Here is a 21,297-nt window from a genome sequence, read left to right as displayed (position 1 = left end):
TTGTAAAATCAGAAAGTTATAAGTTTTGTGCGCCAACCAATTAAAAAACCGATATGAAGCTGTTTGTTCCTTCCCTCCTGGCCGCCTTGCTGGCAATGTCTGCCGTGTCGTCATTTGCCGCGGGCGAGGCCGCATCGGCCGCGCACGGCGCGGCATCCGCCCCGGCGGCAGCCCATGCTGCCGCACCGGCCAAGGCCGCCAAGCCTGACCTGGTCAAGGGCGGCGCCAGTTTTGCCGCCGTCTGTGCCAGCTGCCACGGCGCCGACGGCAACTCGGGCACGCCCGCCAACCCCAAGCTGGCGCAGCAACACCCCGAGTACCTGGTCAAGCAGTTGCAGGAGTTCAAATCCGGCAAGCGCAAAAACGCCATCATGCAGGGCTTCGCCTCGGCGCTGTCTGACAGCGACATGAAAAACATTGCCTACTGGGTCACCGCCAACAAGGCGAAAACCGGTTTTGCCAAGGACAAGGAGCTGGTCTCCCTGGGTGAGCGTATTTACCGCGGTGGCGTGGCCGATCGACAGATTGCCGCCTGTGCCGCCTGCCACAGCCCGAACGGCGCCGGCATCCCGTCGCAGTACCCGCGCCTGTCGGGCCAGCATGCCGACTACACCACGGCGCAACTGACGGCTTTCCGTGACGGCGGCCGCAACAACAGCCAGCCCATGAGCCAGGTCGCCGCCAGGCTCAACGACCGCGAAATCCGCGCGCTGGCCGACTACATCGCCGGCCTGCGCTGAGCACTCGGGCCGGCCGGGGAGGCAGGCCCTGATTGAACCTACGCCTACAAAAGCAATCACACCAAAGGCGGTCTTTCCGATGAAAGCCCGCCTTTTGTTTTTTTAACCGACACTTTCGGCTGCTGCAGACCGCCCCTATTTCAGGCCAGATCCAACACATGACAGTTTCCACCGAAGGCATGACAGTTCACTGGGGCTCCCGCACCTGGCGCGCCAGCGTCGAGTTGCTGTCGTCCATGCGCTTTTCGATCTCGCTGCTGACCGTGATCTGCATCGCGTCCATCATTGGCACGGTGCTCAAGCAGGCCGAGCCGCTGGCCAACTATGTCAACCAGTTCGGGCCGTTTTGGGCCCAGGTGTTCAGCCTGCTGAGCCTGAACACGGTCTACAGCGCCTGGTGGTTCTTGCTGATCCTGGCCTTTCTGGTCGTCTCTACCTCCCTGTGCATCGCCCGCAACACCCCCAAAATCCTGGTGGACCTGCGCCAGTTCAAGGAAAACCTGCGCGAGCAAAGCCTCAAGGCCTTTGGCCACCGCGCCGAAACCGAGCTGGCCGAAACACCCGAGGTGGCGGCCAGACGCGTCGGCCAGACGCTGGTGCACAGCGGCTGGAAGGTCAAGCTGCAGCACCGCGAGGCCTCGGGCGGCTGGATGGTGGCTGCCAAAAAGGGCGCGGCCAACAAGCTCGGCTACATCGCCGCGCACAGCGCCATCGTGCTGGTCTGCGTGGGCGGCCTGCTCGACGGCGACATGATGGTGCGGGCCCAGATGTGGCTGGGCGGCAAGTCGATTTACACCGGCGGCGGCCTGATTGCCGATGTGCCGGCCCAATACCGCCTGAGCGACAGCAATCCGACCTTTCGCGCCAATCTGCTGGTGGCCGAGGGCACGCGCGCCAGTACCGCCATCCTGAACCAGCCCGGTGGCGTGGTTCTGCAGGACCTGCCGTTCTCGATCGAGCTGAAAAAATTCATCGTCGAGTACTACTCCACCGGCATGCCCAAGCTGTTTGCCAGCGACATCATCATTCACGACAAGGAAAGCGGCGAGCAAATTCCGGCGCGCGTCGAAGTCAACCACCCGGCCCGCCACAAGGGCATAGAGATTTACCAGTCCAGCTTTGACGATGGCGGCTCCAGCGTGACGCTCAAGGCGGTGCCGATGAATGCAGCCAGCAAGCCGTTTGAAATCCAGGGCACGATTGGCGGCTCCAGCAACCTCTCCAACGGCCCGGAAAAGCTGACGCTGGAATACACCGCGTTGCGCGTCATCAACGTGGAAAACTTTGCCGCCGGCGGCAGCATGGGCAGTTCGCCGGACGGCTCGGGCGCCGACGTGCGCAAGGTCGACTTGCACCAGGCAATTGACAGCCGGCTCGGCGCCGCCAACAAGACCGTGACGCAAAAAGAGCTGCGCAACGTCGGCCCCAGCGTGAGCTACAAGCTGCGCGACGCGGCCGGCCAGGCACGCGAGTTTCACAACTACATGCTGCCGGTCAAGGTGGACGCCGCCGCCAGCAGCCCGGCGGTGTTTTTACTGGGCGTGCGCGAAAACCCGGCCGATGCGTTTCAGTACCTGCGCGTTCCGGCCGATGCGGAAGGCGGCATGCAGACCTTTTTGCGGCTGCGCGCGGCGCTGGCGAATCCGGCGCAGCGCGAAGCCGCGGTGCAGCGCTATGCGCGCCAGGCGGTGGGCGCAGACCGCCCCGATCTGGCCACGCAACTCGGCGCGTCGGCGTCGCGGGCGCTGGCGCTGTTTGCCGGCGCCGGCCCCGATGCCAGGGCTGACGCGGCGACTGGCGGGGCGGTCAAGACCGCGGCCGGCCTGCAGGCGGTGTCCGATTTCATGGAGGCCAATGTGCCCGAGGCCGAGCGCAACCGGGCCGGTGAGGTGCTGGTGCGCATCCTCAATGGCGTGCTGTTCGAGCTGACCCAGATGACGCGTCAGCAGGCCGGCCTCAAGCCGCTGCCGCTCGATGAAAGCACGCAGGCCTTCATGTCGCAGATGGTGCTGAGCCTGTCGGACGCGCATTTTTACCCGGCGCCCATGGCCTTTGAGTTGAAAGACTTCACCCAGGTGCAGGCCAGCGTGTTCCAGGTGGCGCGCGCGCCGGGCAAAACCATTGTCTACCTCGGCTGCGCCTTTTTGATTCTGGGCGTGTTTGCCATGCTGTATGTGCGCGAGCGCCGGGTCTGGGTCTGGCTGGCCCCGCACAATCCGGCAGATGGCGGCGCGGCGGATCCGCAGGGCAGCCACGCCACCATGGCGTTGTCGACCAACCGCAAAACCATGGACGGAGACAAGGAGTTCGAGATGTTGAAAACCAAACTGTTGAAGGTGGCCCCATGAACACGACGAGCATCACCACCACCACCACCCTGACGGCGCAGCCCCACGCCGAGCGCAGCGGCGGCGGCAGCACCACGCTGAGCCTGCATGAAGGCTATTTTTCCAGGCGCAACCCCTTTGACTGGGTCTTTGCGCTGGTCGTGGCTTCGGGCTTTTTGTATGCCTTGGCGCGTTACGGCGCGTTCATGGATGTCTACGAAAAAGGCATCTTGCTGGCCGCCATTCCGGCCGCAACGGCCATGGGCTGGTTCTGGCGCCCGCTGCGGCTGCTGATGCTGCTGGTGGCTGGTTTTGCGCTGCTGGGCATCGCGTCCTATCAAGGCGATCTGGCGCGGGCCGATCAGGTGTTCTGGCTCAAGTACTTCCTGTCCAGCCAGTCGGCGATTTTGTGGATGAGCGTGCTGTTTTTCATGAGCACGATTTTTTACTGGCTGGGCATGTTCAGCAAAGGCCAGAGCGGCACGCTGGAATCGCTCGGCTCCAGGATCGCCTGGGTCGCCGTCGGCATGGCGCTGACCGGCACCCTGGTGCGCTGGTACGAGAGCTACCTGATAGGCGCCGACGTCGGCCATATTCCGGTCAGCAACCTGTACGAAGTGTTTGTGCTGTTTTGCTGGATGACGGCGGCGTTTTACCTGTACTTTGAAGCGCAGTACAAGACCCGCGCGCTGGGCGCCTTTGTGATGCTGGTGGTCAGCGCGGCCGTGGGCTTTCTGCTCTGGTACACCGTGGTGCGCGAAGCCCATGAGATCCAGCCGCTGGTGCCGGCCCTGAAAAGCTGGTGGATGAAGCTGCATGTGCCGGCCAACTTCATCGGCTACGGCATGTTCTCGCTGGCGGCCATGGTGTCGCTGGCCTACCTGATCAAGCAGCAGGCGGCAGAAACCCGCTGGTACCGGCTTACGCCGCTGTGGCTGCTGGGCGTGGTGCTGTGTTTCGTGCCGATTGTCTTTCGCCAATCGCCGCTGCAAGCGGGCGGCAGCCATTACTGGGTCGGCTATCTGCTGGTCTCCGGCCTGATTGCCGCCGGCATCCTGCTGGGGCGCCAGCGCATTGCGGCGCGCCTGCCGAGCTTCGAGGTGCTGGACGACGTGATGTACAAGGCGATTGCCGTCGGCTTTGCGTTTTTCACCATCGCCACCGTGCTGGGCGCGCTGTGGGCCGCCGAGGCCTGGGGCGGCTACTGGAGCTGGGACCCGAAGGAAACCTGGGCGCTGATTGTCTGGCTCAACTACGCGGCCTGGCTACACATGCGGCTCATGAAAGGCCTGCGCGGCACGGTGGCGGCCTGGTGGGCGCTGACCGGCCTGGCCGTGACCTCTTTTGCCTTTTTGGGGGTCAACATGTTCCTGTCGGGGCTGCACAGCTACGGAACCTTGTAGCGCGGCGCTGAATCCTTGTAAGAAGTTGCTGCGTACCCAGACTAACCTTTAACGACATTGCAAGGACAGCACCATGCTCATCAAGACGAACGCCAGCGGCTTTGACCACCCGACGCCCAGTGAAATCACCGCGCGGGGCGCTTACCAGCGCCGCCGCGACCTGATCAAACTGATGGCGACCGGGGTGGCCGGCGCTGGCCTGGCCAGTTGGGCCGGCCGTCAGGCGCTGGCGCAAACCGTGCAAAAACCGGGCAAGCTGGCGGCGCTGGCGGCCGGCAAATCCGCCGTGCCCGGCGCGGTGACCATGGAAAAAATCACCGAGTACAAGGACGCCACCAGTTACAACAACTTCTACGAGTTCGGCACCGACAAGGCCGACCCGGTCAAAAATGCCCACACGCTGCTGACCAAGCCCTGGTCGGTGGCGATCGAAGGCCTGGTCAAGCAAGCCCGAAGCTACACGCTCGAAGAGCTGCTCAAGCTCAGCCCGCAGGAAGAACGCATCTACCGCCTGCGCTGCGTCGAAGGCTGGTCCATGGTGATTCCCTGGGTCGGCTATTCGCTGTCCGAACTGATCAAGAAGGTGGAGCCGCTGGGTAGCGCCAGGTACGTCGAGTTTGTCACCCTGGCCGACCCCAAGACCATGCCCTTCGTCGGCTCGCGCGTGCTGGACTGGCCCTATGTCGAAGCGCTGCGCATGGACGAAGCCATGCATCCGCTGGCAATGCTGACGTTTGGCATGTATGGCGAGGTGTTGCCGAACCAGAATGGCGCGCCGGTACGCATGGTGCTGCCCTGGAAGTACGGTTTCAAAAGCGGCAAGAGCATTGTCAAAATCCGCTTTACCGACAAGGAGCCCAAAACCGCCTGGAACAAGGCGGCGGCCAACGAATACGGGTTTTACTCGAATGTGAACCCCGAGGTGGACCATCCGCGCTGGAGCCAGGCGAGCGAGCGCCGCATTGGCGAGGACGGGCTGTTTGCCAAAAAGCGCAAGACCCTGATGTTCAACGGCTACGAAGCGCAGGTCGGCCAGCTGTATGCGGGCATGGATCTCAAGAAGAACTTCTGATGGCTGCCGCGCCCAAGCCCTTGCAGCGCTACCTGCTGCACCCGGCGGCCAAGCCCCTGCTGTTTGTACTGTGCCTGCTGCCGTTTGGCTGGCTTTTTTACGGCGCCTTCACCAACCAGCTGGGCGCCAATCCGCAAGAGGCACTGATCCGCGCCACCGGCGACTGGACGCTGCGCTTTCTGTGCCTGGTGCTGACGGTCACGCCGCTGCGGGTCATTAGCGGCACAGCGGCGCTGGCGCGTTTCAGGCGCATGCTGGGCTTGTTTGTCTACTTTTACGTCATCGTCCATCTGCTCAGCTACAGCTGGTTTGACATGGGCTTTGACGTACCCGACATCGCCAAGGACATTGCCAAGCGGCCCTTCATCCTGGTCGGGTTTTCCTCGTTTGTGCTGCTCACGCCGCTGGCCGCCACCTCGTTCAATGCCGCCATCAAGGCCATGGGCGCCCAACGCTGGCAACTGCTGCACAAGCTGGTGTACCTGATTGCCGGCCTGGCGCTGTTGCACTTCTTCTGGATGCGCGCCGGCAAGAACAACTTTGCCGAGGTGTTCGTCTATGCCGCCATCATCGCCGTGCTGCTGGGCTGGCGCTTGCAGCAATACTTGAAGAAAAAGAGGCCGCAGCCCACGGTTATCGCGCGCAGGCAGCTATCATAAAAATAGCAAACTGAGGCCCTGGCTTCAGACCAGCTGCTCATGGCGCATCTGGTCGGCAGCGCTCTCGCGGCGGCGAATCAGGTGGGCCTGGCCGCCATCCACCAGCACCTCGGCGGCGCGACCCCGGGTGTTGTAGTTGCTGGCCATGCTCATGCAATACGCGCCCGCCGACAACACCGCCAGCACATCGCCCGCGCTGACCGCCAGCTGCCGATCACGGCCAATCCAGTCGCCGCTCTCACAGACCGGGCCCACCACGTCGTAGCTTGCGGCTGGGGCCTGGCTACCGGGGACCACCGGCACGATGGCATGAAACGCCTGGTACATGGCCGGGCGCGGCAGGTCGTTCATGGCGGCGTCGATGATGCAGAAGTTCTTTTGCTCGCCGGGTTTGAGGTAAAGCACCTCGGTCAGGCAGACGCCGGCATTGCCGACCAGCGAGCGGCCGGGCTCTATCATCAGTTTTTTGCCGCTATGGCCACGCGCATCGAGTTTGGCCAGCAGTTGCCGCCACAGCGCGTCGGCCTCGGGCGGGGTGTCGTTGTTGTAATTGATGCCCAGTCCGCCGCCGAAGTCGATGTGCGCCAGCGCAATGCCGGCGGCTTCTATGCTGGCAACCAGGTCCAGCACCCGGTCCATCGCGTCCAGGTAGGGCGTGGTTTCGGTGATCTGCGAGCCGATGTGGCAGTCGATGCCCACCACCTGCAGGCCCTTGAGCGAGGCCGCATGCCGGTAAATGCGCAGCGCGTCTTCATGCGCCACGCCAAACTTGTTGCCCTTCAGGCCGGTGGAAATATAGGGGTGGGTTTTCGGGTCCACATTCGGGTTGACGCGAATGCTGACGGGGGCCTGCAGCGCCATCGCCAGGGCGATGTCGGACAGCACGTCGAGCTCGGCTTCGCTTTCGACGTTGAAGCAGCCTATGCCCGCCGCCAGTGCCTGGCGCATCTCGGCGCGGGTCTTGCCGACGCCCGAGAAAATGATTTTTTCGGCCTTGCCGCCCGCAGCCAGCACCCGCTCCAGTTCGCCGCCCGACACAATGTCAAAGCCGCAGCCGGCCTGGGCAAACACCTGCAGCACGCCGAGCGAGGAATTGGCTTTCATGGCGTAGCAGATTTGTGCATCGCGGCCGGCAAAACCGCGCTGGTAGGCGGCCAGCGCCGACAGCATGGCGGCCTTGGAATAAACAAACAGCGGCGTGCCATGCTGCTGGGCCAGGGCCGACAGGGCCACCTTTTCGAGGTGAAGCGAGCCCTCGCGGTAGGCGACAAACGGTTGGCCGGGGAGCGTTGCGGCCTCGACCTGAGGGGCTTGGGTGGAAAAGTGATTCATCGGGCGGCCGAGGCAGGGGAGGCAGGGGACGTGGGCGCGGCCGCAACGGGCGCCGGCGCGGTGGCGGGCGCGGAAACGGGAAGCTGGGGTGGCACCGGCAGGAACAGCGGGCCTTTTTGGCCGCAAGCCGCCAGCGCCGCGGCGCCCAGCGTCGCCGTGACAAGACCATGCCGGGGGCTACAGGCGCGAATGCGGCCTAAAATTTGATGCAGAGAAACCATGACAGGATTGTAATGACGGACCTTCAATACCAGGACCTGGCCGAGAGCGCGCTGAAGGCGGTCGAGGTGGCCTGCGACCGGATCAACGATGAAACCGATGCAGACCTGGACAACCAGCGCACTGGCGGCATGATCACGCTGACGTTTTCAAACCGCAGCCAGATCATCATCAACCTGCAAAAACCGCTGCAGGAAATCTGGATGGCCGCCAGAGCCGGCGGGTTTCACTATAAATTCAATAGCGGGCAATGGACGGATACCAAGGACGCCAGCGAGTTTTTTGCCAATTTGTCGCGCTATGCGAGCGAGCAGGCGGGGCAGGCGCTGTTGTTCAGGCCGCCCGGCAGCGAGCCATAAAAAAGGCCCGCATCGCGGGCCTTTTTCTACGCAGCCCCGGCGCTCTGAGCCTCAGTTCTTGAACAGGTCCAGAATGCGTTTCTTCTCCTCGGAGGGCTGTCCCGCCTCAGCCGCCGCGTTCGGGTCGGACGACTGGCCGGTGCTGGCCGCCGCCGGGTCTTGCGTGCCCACGCTGCTGACGCCGGCACCGCGGGCATATTCGTTGTAGTACCACTCGCCGCCAATGTTGACCACGCCTTCGGGCGCCGTGTACTCGGAGACCGGAATCCCCTTGAGCGCGTACTCCATGAAGTTGATCCAGATCGGCAGGCTCAGGCCGCCGCCGGTCTCGCGGTCGCCGAGTTTTTTCGGGGTGTCGTAACCCATCCAGACCGCTGCCGTCAGCGTCGGCTGAAAACCGACAAACCAGGTGTCGATCGAGTCGTTGGTGGTGCCGGTTTTGCCAAACAGGTCGGGCCGCTTGAGTGTGGCCTGGGCTTTGGCGGCCGTGCCCGAGCGCGCAACTTCCTGCAGCAGGCTGTCCATGATGAAGGCGTTGCGGGCATCAATGACCCGGGACGACTCGTCAAGCACCGGTGGTTGGGTGTCAAGCAGCACCTTACCGCGCTGATCGCTGATTTTGGTGATCAGGTAGGGGTTGACGTGGTGGCCACCGTTGGCAAAAACCGAATAGGCGGTGGCCATCAGCATGGGGGTGACCGAGCCGGCGCCCAGCGCCATGGTCAGGTAGGCCGGGTGTTTTTCTGCCTCGAAGCCGAAATGGGTGATCCAGTCCTGCGCATACTTGGCGCCCACCGACTGGAGGATGCGGATGGAGACCATGTTTTTGGACTTCTTCAGGCCGGTCCGCATGCTCATCGGGCCGTCGAAGTTGCCGTCGTAGTTTTTCGGTTCCCAGGGTTGGCCACCGGTGACGCCAGCGTCAAAAAACAAGGGGGCATCGTTGATCACGGTGGCCGGCGTGAAGCCCTTTTCGAGCGCGGCCGAGTAGATGAAGGGCTTGAAACTGGAGCCCGGCTGGCGCCAGGCCTGGGTCACATGGTTGAACTTGTTCTTCTGGAAATCAAAGCCCCCGACCAGCGCGCGCACCGCGCCATCGCGCGGGTCGAGCGCCACAAAAGCGCCCTCGACCTCGGGCAACTGGGTGATTTCCCAGGTGTTTTTCGGCGTTTTGGCCACGCGGATCAGGGCGCCACGGCGAATCCGGATGTTGGGGCCGGCCTTGTCGGCCAGACCGGACTGCGCGGGTTTGAGGCCTTCACCAGTGATTTCCACCGTTTCGCTGTTCTGGCGCATGGCCACAATCCGCCTCGGGCTGGCTTCCAGCACCACGGCCGACATCACATCGCCGTTGTCGGGGTTGTCGGCCAGCGCGTCGTCAATCGCATCTTCGGTTTCCTGCGGGTTGGCCGGCAGGTCGATGAATTTTTCCGGACCGCGGTAGATCTGCCGGCGCTCGTAATCCATGATGCCCTTGCGCAGGGCCTTGTAGGCCACCGTCTGGTCGGTGGCGCGCAGCGTGGTGTAGACATTCAGGCCGCGGGTGTAGGTCTCGTCGCCATACTGGTTGTAGACCAGCTGGCGCACGGTTTCGGCCACATATTCGGCGTGCACCCGGCCAGCGTCGGGCCCGGTCCTGACCTTCAGTTCTTCTTCCTTGGCCGTCAGCGCCTGATCGGCTGTGATGAAGCCGTTGGCCTGCATGCGCTCAATAATGTAGAGCTGGCGGGCGCGGGCGCGCTTGGGGTTGATGATGGGGTTGTAGGCCGAGGGCGCTTTCGGCAGGCCTGCCAGCATGGCGGCCTCGGCGATCGACACGTTTTTCAGGGGCTTGCCGAAGTAGGCCTCGGAGGCGGCGGCAAAGCCGTAGGCCCGGTTGCCCAGAAAAATCTGGTTCATGTAGATTTCCAGAATCTGGTCTTTGCTGAGCAGATGCTCGAGCTTGAAGGTCAGCAGGATTTCGTAGATCTTGCGGGTGTAGCTTTTTTCGGCCGACAGGTACACATTGCGTGCCACCTGCATGGTGATGGTCGACGCCCCCTGGCTCTTGGCCCGTCCCAGGTTGGCCATGCCGGCGCGCATCACGCCCATGTAGTCGACCCCGCCGTGCGAGAAGAAGCGGGCGTCCTCTATCGCCAGTACTGCATCTTTCATGACCTGGGGAATGTCCTTGATCGGGGTCAGGTTGCGCCGTTCTTCACCAAATTCGCCAATCAGAACGCCGTCAGAGGAATAAACGCGCAGGGGCAGCTTGGGCCGGTAATCCGACAGCTCGGAAATGTCGGGCAGGTTGGGGTAGGCCACCGCCAGCGCAACGGCCACAAACAGCACAACGCCGACGATTCCCGCCAGCAGCAGACCGACGCTCCAGGAGAAGGCTTTGAGCAGCCACCGCGACCAATTGGATTGCTGCACGGGAACGGATTTTGGCTCGGAAGAGGAAGGCGTGGAGGGCATGTAGGCAGTCGTGATGTCGCGCAGTTATTATAAAAATCCGGATGCCCAAAGGTATCAGGAATGGTCCAAAACTCGATACTTTTACGTTTGCAGGCAGTACTTTGCCTCAGCTTGCATTTTGCAGGAGGCGCTAAAAGCGTCTGCTTTTGACAACGCTGAAGGCGAAGAGGACGGGGAAAATCCTTACTGCACAAAGAGCTTACTGCTACTATTCAAGTGATTTCTTAAGTATGCAGGGCTACATATTAGCCGTCATTTGGGGACCGCCTTGATCTCTCTGGGATCGTTATTCAACCGCCAGGAACCCGCGCTGCTGGGCCTGGATATCAGTTCGTCCAGCGTCAAGCTGGTGGAGTTGAGCCGCGACAAGACCGGGCAGCTGGTGCTAGAGCGCTGTGCGATCGAGCCGCTGGAACACGGCTGGATCACGGATGGCAATGTCGAAAAGTTCGACGAGGTGGCCGATGCCGTGCGCCGGGTCGTCAAAAAGAGTGGAACCCGGACCAAAAGCGTGGCCATGGCCTTGCCGGCTTCGGCGGTCATCACCAAGAAAATCATCTTGCCTGGTGGCCTGACCGATGCCGAACTGGAAATCCAGGTCGAATCCGAAGCCAATCAATATATTCCGTTTTCACTCGACGAAGTGAGTCTTGACTTCTGCGTGGTAGGCCCAAGCGCCAACTCCAGCGGCGATGTGGAAGTGCTGATTGCCGCTTCACGCAAGGAAAAAGTGCAGGATCGCCAGGGGCTGGCCGAGGCGGCAGGGCTCAAACCCATTGTGGTCGACGTCGAGTCCTACGCCTCCCGGCTGGCGACGGCACGACTGATCGAAAACCTGCCCAACAAGGGTATGGATACCATGGTCGCCTTGTTCGAAGTGGGTGCGTTAACCACCAGTATGCAGGTGATACGCAATGATGATGTACTTTACGAGCGTGATCAGGCATTTGGCGGTGCGCAACTGACTCAATTGATTGTGCGCCAGTATGGCTTTTCATCCGATGAGGCAGAAAGCAAGAAGCGCAGCGGTGATTTGCCGGAAGACTATGAGTCCAGCGTGCTCAAACCTTTTGTGGAGAGCATGGCGCAGGAAATTGGCCGCGCCCTCCAGTTCTTTTTTACCAGCACGCCTTACAACAAGGTGGACTACGTGATGCTGGCGGGCGGGTCATCGGCATTGCCTGGCCTGTCCGATTCGGTCATTCAGCAGACTTCTTTTGCCTGCCTGCTGGCCAATCCTTTTGAGGGGATGGAAATCGGCAGCAATGTGCGGGAAAAGAAGATGCGGCGTGAGGCCTCCTCCTATCTGACCTCCTGCGGCCTGGCCCTGCGGAGGTTTGTTCAGTGATTCTTGTCAATTTGCTCCCGCACCGCGAAGCTGCGCGCAAGCGCAGGCGGGAGGTATTTTTCGCGACGCTGGGCATTGCCGCGCTGATTGGCCTGTTGATCTGTGCGGGGGTGTACTCCTGGTACCTGGCCCAGATTGAAAGCCAGCGAGGCAAGAACACCTTTCTGAAAACCGAAATCGCCCGGCTGGAAAGCCAGATCAAGGACATCGCGACCTTGCAGGCGGAGATTGCGGCACTGCGGGCGCGGCAAAATGCGGTGGAAGATTTGCAGGGCAACCGCAACCTGCCGGTCTACCTGCTCAGCGAACTGGTCAGGCAGTTGCCCGATGGGGTGTATATCAACAGCATGAAGCAGGACAACCAGACGGTCCTGCTCACCGGCGTCGCCCAGTCCAATGAACGGGTGTCGGAATTGCTGCGCAACTTGTCCAACAACAGCCCCTGGCTGACCAAACCCGAGCTGGTGGAAATCACGGCCAGCACGGTGGCGCTGAGTCAGCGCGATCAACGCCGCGTTTCCAATTTTTCCATGCGGGTAGGCCTGAAACGGGTCAGCGATCCAAAGGCTGCCAGCTCCGCCCCCGCAAATTCGGCGTCCGCTACCGCCATGCCCGCCGTCGCCGCCAAGCCTGCGGCTTCCGCCGCAGCCAAGATGTGACACGGGTTTGAACGAGACCGAACATGGCAAAAACTCCCAAAATTTCCATCGACTCCAGCGCCGTTCAGGCAAGACTGAAGGCGCAGTTTTCCGGACTGGACCCCAACGATCCACCGTCCTGGCCGGCCTTGCCGCGCTATCTGCTGTGCGTTGGCCTGGCCGTGTTTGTGGTGGTGGCGCTCTGGTTCGCATGGCTGAAATCTTCCGATGAGGAATTGACCGCCGAGCAAGCCACTGAAATGCAACTGAAGGAAGACTACAAGAAAAAACTGGTCCAGGCCGTCAATCTGGATGCCCTGAAGAAGCAGCGCGAGCAGGTGCAGCAGTACGTGACGCAGCTCGAAAAACAGCTGCCCAGCAAGGCTGAAATGGATGCCCTGCTGTCTGACATCAACCAGGCCGGCCTGGGGCGCAGTCTGCAGTTTGAACTGTTCCGGCCTGGCCAGGTCAGCGTCAAGGAATATTACGCCGAGTTGCCGATTGCCGTGCGGGTGACCGGTAAGTATCACGACATGGGGTCTTTTGCGGCCGATATCGCCAATCTCTCACGCATTGTGACGCTCAACAACATAAGCATCGTGCCCTTGAAGGATGGCAACCTGACCATGGATACCACGGCCAAGACCTTCCGCTACCTGGACAGTGACGAGGTCGCCTTGCAGCGCAAGACTGTGCCGGGAGCCAAAAAATGAGGCGTATTCACTATGCCGTCGCAGCGGGGCTGGTCTTGGTCCTGATCGGCATCTCCGGTTGCGGGTCGTCCGAGCAGGAGGAGTTGCAGCAGTGGATGACCGAGCAGCGCAATGCGACCAGGCCCCGGATCGAGCCATTGCCGGAGCCGACCAAATTTTCGCCGCAAGCCTACAACCAGGAGGCGTCGATTGAGCCCTTCAGCAACCAGAAGCTGACGCAGGCTTTGAAGCGCGATGCCAACCAGGTCTCTGCCAATGCGGCCCTGATTGCGCCCGAACTGAACCGCCGCAAGGAACCGCTGGAGGCGTCCCCGCTGGATGCCGTGGTGATGGTCGGCAGCCTGATCAAGGTGGGTCAGCCAGTGGCTCTGGTTCGGGTAGACAACCTGATCTACCAGGTGCGGGTCGGCAACTATCTGGGCCAGAACTATGGCCGCATCACCAAGGTCACCGAGACCGGGATCACCTTGCGGGAAATCGTGCAGGACGCGGCGGGCGAATGGACAGAGCGGCCGGCGACATTACAGCTTTTAGAGGGAACAAAATGAACAAGCAGACATGGGTATCAGAGGCGGGGTCGGTGCGCAGCGGCCTGCAACGTCTGCTTGGGCGAGTGGTCGGGAGCGCATCGCTGGTCGTGGCATTGTGCGCGGCCAGCGCGCCGACGCTGGCGCAGGCGCAGAATGCCATCGAGGCGGTTTCGGGTTCCATCCAGGGCGGCACCGAGGTGATCCGCATTGATCTGGCCCAGCCGCTGACCGCCTTGCCGACCGGCTTTACGATCCAGACCCCAGCGCGCATTGCACTTGATTTTCCGGGGGTCAGCAACTCCATGGGGCGCACGGCGGTGGACCTCAACCTCGGCAACCTGCGTTCGGCCAATGTGGTGCAGGCCGGCGAGCGCACGCGCGTGGTGCTTAACCTGAAAACCCCGACCGCGTACAAGGCCGAGATCCAGGGCAAGTCCTTGCTGATTACCCTTGAGCAGGCGACGGCGGCGGCCCCTTCCGTGGCTGCCGCGCCGGTATTTGCCGAAAGCCGCAACCGGGACACCCTGCCGCTCAAGGACATTGATTTTCGCCGCGGTGCCGATAGTGCGGGGCGCATTATTGTCGGACTGGCCAACAACCAGGTCGGGGTGGACATTCGCCAGCAAGGCCAGACACTGGTGGTCGAATTTCTGAAGACTGCCTTGCCCGAGGGCCTGCGTCGCCGTCTCGACGTGGCCGATTTTGGCACCCCGATTCAAACCGTGACCACTTTCCAGTCGGGCGACAAGGTCCGCATGGTGGTCGAGCCCAAAGGCGCGTGGGAGCACAGTGCCTACCAGAGTGACAACCAGTTTGTGCTGGAAGTACGCCAGCAAAAGGTCGACGCCAACAAGCTGACACAAGGTCCTGGCTACAACGGCGAGAAGTTGTCGCTTAATTTCCAGAACATTGAAATCCGCTCGCTACTGCAGGTGATTGCCGACTTCACCAACTTCAACGTCGTGACGTCCGACACCGTCACCGGTTCGGTCACCCTGCGCCTGAAAGACGTTCCGTGGGACCAGGCGCTGGACATTATTTTGCAGGCCAAAGGACTGGGCATGCGCAAATCCGGCAACGTGTTGCTGATTGCGCCCAAGGACGAACTGGCGGCCAAGGATAAGCAGGAACTGGAATCCAAAAATTCCATTCAGAGTCTCGAAGCGGTTCGTACCCAGGATTTCAAGCTTAATTACGCAAAAGCGGCGGATATAGCTGCAAGCTTGCAAGGAGCAGGCGGTCCGGGTGCCACCAAAATATTGTCTACTCGTGGCAGCGTGATTGCTGAATCGCGTACCAACCAGCTGTTCGTGACCGATATTCCATCCAAACTTGAGCAGGTGCAGGAACTGATCGCCAAGCTTGATGTGCCAGTGCGGCAGGTGCTGATCGAAGCACGCATCGTGGAGGCCAGCGATACCTTTGGAAAATCGCTGGGCGTAAGGCTCGGGGGGCACCCGTTTTCGCTCAATGGAGGAAAAAATAATTCTTTCGGAAGTAGCTATGTGAGTGGTGTTGCGGGAACCACGGGGGGCGATTTTGTACAGCTTCCCGGCGTAGGTCAAAACGGCTTTCCGGCGTCCACCTTCGCCATCTCGCTCTTCAACTCGGCGGTCACCCGCTTGCTGAACCTCGAGATTTCCGCCGCCGAGGCCGACGGCAAAGGCAAGATTGTCTCCAGCCCGCGAATCGTGACCGCCGACCAGGTCAAGGCGCTGATTGAACAGGGTACCGAACTGCCCTACCAGCAGGCGACCTCCAGCGGTGCCACTTCGATTGCCTTTCGCAAGGCCAATCTGAAGCTCGAGGTGACGCCACAGATCACGCCAGAGGGCAACATTATCCTGAATGTGGATGTCAACAAGGACAGCGTCGGCCGCTCCACGTCCAACGGTTTTGCCATCGATACCAAGCATATCCAGACGCAGGTGCTGGTCGAGAATGGCGGAACGGTAGTGATTGGTGGCATTTACGAGCAGAACGACAGGGAAGATGAAACCAAGGTGCCGTTGCTGGGCGATTTGCCGGCCATCGGCAACCTGTTCAAGACCCGGACCCGCACCGCCACCAAGACCGAACTGCTGGTCTTCATCACGCCTAAAATGCTGACCAACGGGGCGGCCCTGCGTTAAGCGATGTGGCGCGCCCTATGGGCGCTGTGGGCGAGCAAGGCGGCGTCGCGGAGCGGCGAGGTGTCTTTTTCTGCCGCGCTGCGTCACACCGGGGCAGGGCGGCTCTGTTACCCTCGCCTTGAGCCGACGACACCCAAACTCAAGTGACTGAACACCCGTTGAAAATCGCCTGCGTGGGCCTGCCCGGCTCCGGTAAATCCACCGTGGGCAGGCAATTGGCCCGGCGGCTGGGCTTGCGTTTTGTTGATTCGGACCAGGTCATCGAGCAGCGCATTGCCTGCTCCATCCGTGAGTTTTTCGAACGCGAAGGGGAGGCGGCTTTTCGCGATCTGGAACAACAAGTGATGGATGAGCTGACCCAGGAAGGGTCGTGCGTGATCTCCACTGGCGGCGGGGCGGTGCTGCGTCCCGCCAATCGGGCCCATTTGCGCGGACGCACCCAGGTGGTATATCTGCACTCTGCCCCGGAAGAGGTGTTTCGCCGCTTGCGCCATGACCAGAACCGGCCATTGCTGCAGGTCGCCGATCCGCTGAGCCGTTTGCGCGATCTTTACACGGCCCGCGACCCGCTTTATCGGGAAACCGCGCAGTTTGTGATTGAAACCGGGCGCCCTTCGGTCGCCACGCTGGTCAACATGATCGTGATGCAACTGGAGCTGGCGGGCGTGCTTTCTGCGCCTTGATGGCCGCCTATTCCCGGTAGCCGCGGCAAAGTCCGTTGTGCCCGCCGGGCTGGTTCGAGCCTCTACACTTGCAGCCATGCAAGCAAATCCTGATCTCCCGCCAGCCCAGGTCCAGATTGATCTGGCCGAGCGCAGCTATCCCATCACCATTGGTCCAAAACTGCTGGGCAATGCGCTGACTTATCAGTATTTACCCAAGGCGCAAACGGCGCTGGTGGTGACCAACACGACTGTCGCACCGCTGTATGCGGCGCAGCTCATGCAAACCCTGCAAGCGCGCTATGACAAAGTGCTGCTGGTGACCCTGCCCGATGGCGAGGCGCACAAGGACTGGCCGACCCTGCAGCTGATTTTCGACGCCTTGCTGGAAAACGGCTGTGACCGCAAAACCGTGCTGTTTGCACTGGGCGGTGGCGTGGTGGGTGACATGACTGGCTTTGCCGCGGCCAGCTACATGCGCGGCGTGCCCTTTGTGCAACTGCCCACCACCTTGCTGGCTCAGGTGGATTCCTCGGTCGGCGGCAAAACCGCCATCAACCACCCGCTGGGCAAAAACATGATAGGGGCGTTTTACCAGCCGCAGCTGGTGGTCTGCGACCTGGATGTGCTGCAGACCCTGCCGCCGCGCGAACTCAGTGCCGGTCTGGCCGAAATCATCAAGTACGGGCCGATTGCCGACATGGCGTTTTTCGGCTGGATCGAAGCCAATCTGCAAGCGCTGCTGGCCAGGGAACCGGCCGCGCTGGCGCATGCCATCCGGCGCAGTTGCGAGATCAAGGCCTGGGTGGTCGGGCTGGACGAACGCGAGTCGGGCCTGCGCGCCATCCTGAATTTTGGCCACACCTTCGGCCACGCGATCGAATCCGGACTCGGTTATGGCGAATGGCTGCATGGCGAGGGCGTGGGCTGCGGCATGGTGATGGCGGCGCAGTTGTCGCAGCGGCTGGGGCTGGTTGACACGGCTTTCGTCGAGCGCCTGACCCGGCTGGTGCAGGCGGCGGGTCTGCCCGTGAAGGGGCCCCGGCTGTCGGTCAGCGACAACGCTGGCCGCTATCTGGCGCTGATGCGCATCGACAAGAAATCCGAAGCCGGTGAAATCCGCTTTGTGCTGATTGAGGGTCCCGGCAAAGCTGTGCTGCGCCCCGCGCCCGACGCTCTGGTGCGGGAAGTCATTGATGCCTGCTGTGCCTGAGCCGAGGCAGCGGATTCCGATATTGATTGCTATTAAAACAATAGCTGTGTGTGCATGTTCTGTAAAGGCTGGCGGCCAGTTTGTTCACTAAATCATGACCCTGGCAGCCTATGCCTGTGACCCGGCTCTGTCGCGCGGCCGGCGCTACCCTGAACCCGCCGCGCCGACCCGCTCCGAGTTTCAGCGCGACCGCGACCGGATCGTGCATTCCACCGCGTTTCGCCGGCTGGTCTACAAAACCCAGGTCTTTCTGAACCACGAGGGCGATCTGTTTCGCACCCGCCTGACGCATTCGCTGGAGGTGGCGCAGCTCGGCCGTTCCATCGCCCGCACGCTGCGGCTCAACGAAGACCTGGTCGAGGCGATTGCCCTGGCCCATGACCTGGGGCACACGCCGTTCGGCCACGCCGGGCAGGATGCCCTGAACCAATGCCTGAAAAACCACAACCCCGACAGCGCCGGCTTCGAGCACAACCTGCAGAGCCTGCGGGTGGTCGATGCGCTGGAAGAACGCTACCCGGCCTACAACGGCCTGAACCTGAGTTTTGAAACGCGGGAAGGCATCCTCAAGCACTGCTCCCGCCGCAACGCCCGGCATATCGAGGCGCGCGAGCCGGGCGGCGTGGCGCAGCGCTTTCTGGCGCCTGCCACAACTGCCGGGCGGCCCAGGCCGCAGCAACCCAGCCTGGAGGCCCAACTGGCCAATCTGGCCGATGAAATTGCCTACAACGCTCACGACATTGATGACGGGGTGCGCTCCGGTTTGCTGAGCCTGGAGCAGCTCGATGAGGTGGAACTGTTCAGCCAGTACCGCCGCGAATCGCTTGGCGCGCATCCTGGTCTGCAGGGTCGGCGCCTGCTGTTTGAAACCATACGGCGCATGCTCAGCGCGCAGGTCTACGACGTGATGGATGCGACCGGATCGGCGCTGCGGCAGGCCGCGCCGTCCAGCGTGCAGGACGTTCGCCAACATGCTGCACTGGTCGGCTTTTCGGGCAGCATGGCGGTGCAGTCGGCGTCTCTCAAGCGCTTTTTGCTCCAGAATTTGTACCGCCATCCGCAAGTCATGCAGACCACCCAGGCCGCCAAACACGTCATGCGCGAGCTGTTTGAGGTTTACATGGCCGACCCGGCGCAAATGCCGCAGGCGCACACCGACCGCATCGACGGCATCGATATGCCCCCCACCGCGGGCGCCAAACCGGAGCGGGTGGTGGCCGACTACATTGCCGGCATGACGGACCGTTTTGCCACCAAAGAGCATGAGCGCCTCAAGGGCCGCGCGGCATTTCCGGGTTGAGGGCTGGCCTGCGCGGCCGACTTTGCCATTGCAAGCGGATCCCGATGACCACGAATGGCGTGATCGTGTTGCGGGTGTTTTCCATGCTGACTTTTGAAGGTTTACAGGCTACGCTGCGGGGCTTGCCCGCGAGAGTTACAGCCTTGACGATGTGGCAATCGCAAACATGCTTCGTCTATTAAAGGTTTTGTCATGGGTTTCAATCGACGTCAGTTTGTCGGGGGGGGTGTTGCAGGCGCAGCCGTCGTGGCGAGCCCCGCGCTATGGGGACAAGCCGCCAAGGGCCCGCGCAAGCTGGTGCTGGGCCAGTCGGTTCCGCTTACCGGCGCGGCCGACCAGATCGGTCTGGCCTACTTCAATGGCGCCAAAATCTATTTCGATGCGCTCAATGCCAGGAATGGTGTGGCGGGCTACAAAATTGAAGTCAAGACACTGGACGACGGCTACAACCCCGCCAAGGCTGCCGGCAATGCCCGGCAGCTGATGGAGCAGGGCGTGGACGCGCTGTTCGGCTCTGCCGGCACCGCCGGCTGCGACGCAGCCTTTGCCGTGGCCCAGACCACGGGCATACCATTTTTTGCGCCGTTTGCCGCGTCCGATGCGCTGCACGATCCTGCCTTGAGCAACGTGTTTCATGTGCGTCCGGCCCTGTCTGATGAAGCCTTCAAAATGGTGCGCCACTGCGCCACGCTTAACTGGGACCGCATTGCCGTCTTTGCCGAGGACGACGCCATGGGGCGCGCCGGGCTGGCCGCCGTCAGCCAGGCGCTGAGCGACCTCAAGCTCCCTCCGCTGGTGGCCAGCGCCATGTCACCGGTCAACAGCGACAAGGTCGATGCCGCCGTCTCGCAGTTGATGAGCGCCAAACCGCAGGCCATCATCCAGGTCAGCCTGTTCAATTCCTCGGCCGCCTTTATCCGCAAGATGCGCCGCACCGGTTTTGCCGGCCAGTTTTTGAATTTTTCGGTGGTCGGGATTGACCCCTTGTTCAGCGCCCTCGGCAAGGAGATTGGCGGCATCGTGATCTCCCAGGTGGTTCCGTCGCCGCGCAGCACCGGCACCTTGATCATCAAGGAGTACCTCGACGCGCTGAATGACACCGACCAGGCGCCGAGTTACGAAAGCGTCGAGGGCTATATTGCCGCGCGCAGCTTTGCCGAAGGCGTGCGCCGCAGCATGGCGGCCAACCCGGGAAGCAGCAAGCCCGACCGGGCGGCCCTGCAAAGAGCCTTCGCCTCGATGACCGATTACGACGCGGGCGGCTTTCGCGTCAACCTGCGCGCCAAAAAATACGAATCGGTTCGCGCGATTGACCTGGTCAGCATTACGCCGAACGGCAAGATCATCCGCTGATACGAACCCAGATATCTATTGGAAATCCTTATTGGGGTCAGACTCCAATTACCATGGAGCAAACTTCATTCCTTGCATCCCATGGCCCGTCTACCCCGCCTGACCGTTCCCGGCTACCCGCATCACGTCATCCAGCGCGGCAATAACCGGCAGGCCATATTTGCAGCCACGGCCGACTACCAGATGCTGCTGGACCTGCTGGCTGAAAACGCCCAAAAATTCGACGTGGCCGTGCATGCCTATGTGTTGATGAGCAACCATTTCCATTTGCTCGCCACGCCGCAAACGCCTGAGGGTCTGCCCCAGATGCTGCAGGCCGTCGGACGGCGTTACGTGCGTTACTTCAACGACAGGCAGGGCCGCAGCGGCACCTTGTGGGAAGGGCGCTACCGCTCCACCCTGATCGAAACCGACCGTTACCTGCTGGCCTGCATGGCCTATATCGACCTCAACCCGGTGCGCGCCGGCATGGTGGCAGAAGCCAAAGACTACCCCTGGTCCAGCCACGGCCACTACGCCGGCCTGCGCGCCGACAGCCTGGTAACGCCGCATCCGCTGTTCTGGACCTTGGGCAATACCCCGTTCGCACGCGAAGCGGCTTACGCCGAATTGGTGCGGGCCGGTATCAGCCCGGCCCAGCAAAGTGCGTTAACCCGTTCCGTCCTGAGCGGCTGGGCACTGGGTGATGAAAAATTCGTGGCCGATTTGCAGAAAAGAACTGACAGACGGGTTCAGAAGATCCGGCCCGGACGCCCGGCAGGCAAGCCGCAAACCTCCTGAAAAAACCATGGACGACCGAAAAATGATCCGAATATCATCGAAATTTAATATGTCCCCAAT

General features: G+C 61.8%; 19 protein-coding genes. 16 read left to right on the top strand and 3 right to left on the bottom strand.

Features of this window, described 5'->3' with window-relative positions; all coding sequences use genetic code 11:
* Positions 1-53: 53 nt before the first annotated feature.
* The 5 genes from RMO23_RS02565 to RMO23_RS02545 all read left to right on the top strand — a co-directional run bounded on the left by RMO23_RS02565 (position 54) and on the right by RMO23_RS02545 (position 6,201).
* A complete protein-coding gene (locus RMO23_RS02565; RefSeq protein ID WP_309678532.1) occupies positions 54-740 on the top strand; it encodes a c-type cytochrome in 687 nt (228 codons plus the stop codon).
* A 158-nt stretch (positions 741-898) separates the two neighbouring features.
* Complete coding sequence (locus tag RMO23_RS02560) at positions 899-3,088, top strand: cytochrome c biogenesis protein ResB (protein WP_309678531.1); 2,190 nt, start codon at positions 899-901, stop codon at positions 3,086-3,088.
* Entirely contained in the window at positions 3,085-4,470 is a 1,386-nt protein-coding gene (gene ccsB, locus RMO23_RS02555) for a c-type cytochrome biogenesis protein CcsB (RefSeq protein WP_309678530.1), read from the top strand. Before RMO23_RS02560 ends, ccsB begins: the two co-directional genes overlap by 4 nt.
* Positions 4,471-4,543: 73 nt before the next feature.
* A complete protein-coding gene (gene msrP / locus RMO23_RS02550; protein WP_309678529.1) occupies positions 4,544-5,542 on the top strand; it encodes a protein-methionine-sulfoxide reductase catalytic subunit MsrP in 999 nt (332 codons plus the stop codon).
* A complete protein-coding gene (locus RMO23_RS02545) occupies positions 5,542-6,201 on the top strand; it encodes a protein-methionine-sulfoxide reductase heme-binding subunit MsrQ (protein WP_309678528.1) in 660 nt (219 codons plus the stop codon). Before msrP ends, RMO23_RS02545 begins: the two co-directional genes overlap by 1 nt.
* A gap of 24 nt (positions 6,202-6,225) precedes the next feature.
* Here the strand turns inward: RMO23_RS02545 and lysA are convergent, their stop codons facing one another.
* Together lysA and RMO23_RS02535 are read right to left on the bottom strand one after the other, a co-directional pair.
* The gene (lysA, locus tag RMO23_RS02540; protein ID WP_309678527.1) at positions 6,226-7,533 is read right to left on the bottom strand and encodes a diaminopimelate decarboxylase; all 1,308 of its coding nucleotides are present in this window, start codon (positions 7,531-7,533) and stop codon (positions 6,226-6,228) included.
* Positions 7,530-7,754, bottom strand: coding sequence for an LPS translocon maturation chaperone LptM (locus tag RMO23_RS02535; RefSeq protein WP_309678526.1), 225 nt, complete (start codon positions 7,752-7,754; stop codon positions 7,530-7,532). Before RMO23_RS02535 ends, lysA begins: the two co-directional genes overlap by 4 nt.
* Before the next feature lie 12 nt (positions 7,755-7,766).
* Between RMO23_RS02535 and cyaY the strand changes: the two genes are divergently transcribed.
* Complete coding sequence (cyaY, locus tag RMO23_RS02530) at positions 7,767-8,111, top strand: iron donor protein CyaY (RefSeq protein WP_309678525.1); 345 nt, start codon at positions 7,767-7,769, stop codon at positions 8,109-8,111.
* 51 nt (positions 8,112-8,162) lie between these two features.
* Here cyaY and RMO23_RS02525 read toward each other — a convergent pair whose 3' ends face one another.
* Positions 8,163-10,568: a penicillin-binding protein 1A gene (locus tag RMO23_RS02525; RefSeq protein WP_309678524.1), complete on the bottom strand. Its 2,406-nt coding sequence runs from the start codon at positions 10,566-10,568 to the stop codon at positions 8,163-8,165.
* A gap of 268 nt (positions 10,569-10,836) precedes the next feature.
* On the opposite strand from RMO23_RS02525, the gene RMO23_RS02520 reads away from it, so the two are divergent.
* The 10 genes from RMO23_RS02520 to RMO23_RS02475 all read left to right on the top strand — a co-directional run bounded on the left by RMO23_RS02520 (position 10,837) and on the right by RMO23_RS02475 (position 21,237).
* Entirely contained in the window at positions 10,837-11,916 is a 1,080-nt protein-coding gene (locus RMO23_RS02520) for a pilus assembly protein PilM (protein WP_309678523.1), read from the top strand.
* Positions 11,913-12,575, top strand: coding sequence for a PilN domain-containing protein (locus tag RMO23_RS02515; protein WP_309678522.1), 663 nt, complete (start codon positions 11,913-11,915; stop codon positions 12,573-12,575). Before RMO23_RS02520 ends, RMO23_RS02515 begins: the two co-directional genes overlap by 4 nt.
* Positions 12,576-12,598: 23 nt before the next feature.
* Entirely contained in the window at positions 12,599-13,267 is a 669-nt protein-coding gene (locus tag RMO23_RS02510; protein WP_309678521.1) for a type 4a pilus biogenesis protein PilO, read from the top strand.
* A complete protein-coding gene (locus RMO23_RS02505) occupies positions 13,264-13,815 on the top strand; it encodes a pilus assembly protein PilP (RefSeq protein ID WP_309678520.1) in 552 nt (183 codons plus the stop codon). The genes RMO23_RS02510 and RMO23_RS02505 overlap by 4 nt, the downstream gene beginning before the upstream one ends.
* Positions 13,812-15,929, top strand: a complete 2,118-nt coding sequence (gene pilQ / locus RMO23_RS02500; protein ID WP_309678519.1) for a type IV pilus secretin PilQ — start codon at positions 13,812-13,814, stop codon at positions 15,927-15,929. Before RMO23_RS02505 ends, pilQ begins: the two co-directional genes overlap by 4 nt.
* 158 nt (positions 15,930-16,087) lie before the next feature.
* Positions 16,088-16,612, top strand: a complete 525-nt coding sequence (locus RMO23_RS02495; protein ID WP_309678540.1) for a shikimate kinase — start codon at positions 16,088-16,090, stop codon at positions 16,610-16,612.
* A 76-nt stretch (positions 16,613-16,688) separates the two neighbouring features.
* The gene (gene aroB, locus RMO23_RS02490; RefSeq protein WP_309678518.1) at positions 16,689-17,804 is read left to right on the top strand and encodes a 3-dehydroquinate synthase; all 1,116 of its coding nucleotides are present in this window, start codon (positions 16,689-16,691) and stop codon (positions 17,802-17,804) included.
* Between the two features lie 94 nt (positions 17,805-17,898).
* Entirely contained in the window at positions 17,899-19,104 is a 1,206-nt protein-coding gene (locus RMO23_RS02485) for a deoxyguanosinetriphosphate triphosphohydrolase (RefSeq protein WP_309678517.1), read from the top strand.
* A 192-nt stretch (positions 19,105-19,296) separates the two neighbouring features.
* A complete protein-coding gene (locus RMO23_RS02480; RefSeq protein WP_405041552.1) occupies positions 19,297-20,457 on the top strand; it encodes an ABC transporter substrate-binding protein in 1,161 nt (386 codons plus the stop codon).
* Between the two features lie 81 nt (positions 20,458-20,538).
* Entirely contained in the window at positions 20,539-21,237 is a 699-nt protein-coding gene (locus RMO23_RS02475) for an REP-associated tyrosine transposase (protein WP_309678515.1), read from the top strand.
* Positions 21,238-21,297: the final 60 nt, after the last annotated feature.

Origin of the sequence: Polaromonas sp., from assembly GCF_031411155.1 — a bacterium.
Taxonomy (GTDB): Bacteria; Pseudomonadota; Gammaproteobacteria; order Burkholderiales; family Burkholderiaceae_C; genus Polaromonas.
This window is presented reverse-complemented; position numbering and strand designations above follow the sequence as displayed.

Bases quoted from the DNA above. Each gene is read 5' to 3' on its own strand.
- RMO23_RS02565 (WP_309678532.1), top strand. From the start codon at position 54: ATGAAGCTGTTTGTTCCTTCCCTCCTGGCCGCCTTGCTGGCAATGTCT.
- RMO23_RS02560 (WP_309678531.1), top strand. From the start codon at position 899: ATGACAGTTTCCACCGAAGGCATGACAGTTCACTGGGGCTCCCGCACC.
- ccsB (WP_309678530.1), top strand. From the start codon at position 3,085: ATGAACACGACGAGCATCACCACCACCACCACCCTGACGGCGCAGCCC.
- msrP (WP_309678529.1), top strand. From the start codon at position 4,544: ATGCTCATCAAGACGAACGCCAGCGGCTTTGACCACCCGACGCCCAGT.
- RMO23_RS02545 (WP_309678528.1), top strand. From the start codon at position 5,542: ATGGCTGCCGCGCCCAAGCCCTTGCAGCGCTACCTGCTGCACCCGGCG.
- lysA (WP_309678527.1), bottom strand. From the start codon at position 7,533: ATGAATCACTTTTCCACCCAAGCCCCTCAGGTCGAGGCCGCAACGCTC.
- RMO23_RS02535 (WP_309678526.1), bottom strand. From the start codon at position 7,754: ATGGTTTCTCTGCATCAAATTTTAGGCCGCATTCGCGCCTGTAGCCCC.
- cyaY (WP_309678525.1), top strand. From the start codon at position 7,767: ATGACGGACCTTCAATACCAGGACCTGGCCGAGAGCGCGCTGAAGGCG.
- RMO23_RS02525 (WP_309678524.1), bottom strand. From the start codon at position 10,568: ATGCCCTCCACGCCTTCCTCTTCCGAGCCAAAATCCGTTCCCGTGCAG.
- RMO23_RS02510 (WP_309678521.1), top strand. From the start codon at position 12,599: ATGGCAAAAACTCCCAAAATTTCCATCGACTCCAGCGCCGTTCAGGCA.
- RMO23_RS02505 (WP_309678520.1), top strand. From the start codon at position 13,264: ATGAGGCGTATTCACTATGCCGTCGCAGCGGGGCTGGTCTTGGTCCTG.
- pilQ (WP_309678519.1), top strand. From the start codon at position 13,812: ATGAACAAGCAGACATGGGTATCAGAGGCGGGGTCGGTGCGCAGCGGC.
- aroB (WP_309678518.1), top strand. From the start codon at position 16,689: ATGCAAGCAAATCCTGATCTCCCGCCAGCCCAGGTCCAGATTGATCTG.
- RMO23_RS02485 (WP_309678517.1), top strand. From the start codon at position 17,899: ATGACCCTGGCAGCCTATGCCTGTGACCCGGCTCTGTCGCGCGGCCGG.
- RMO23_RS02480 (WP_405041552.1), top strand. From the start codon at position 19,297: ATGGGTTTCAATCGACGTCAGTTTGTCGGGGGGGGTGTTGCAGGCGCA.
- RMO23_RS02475 (WP_309678515.1), top strand. From the start codon at position 20,539: ATGGCCCGTCTACCCCGCCTGACCGTTCCCGGCTACCCGCATCACGTC.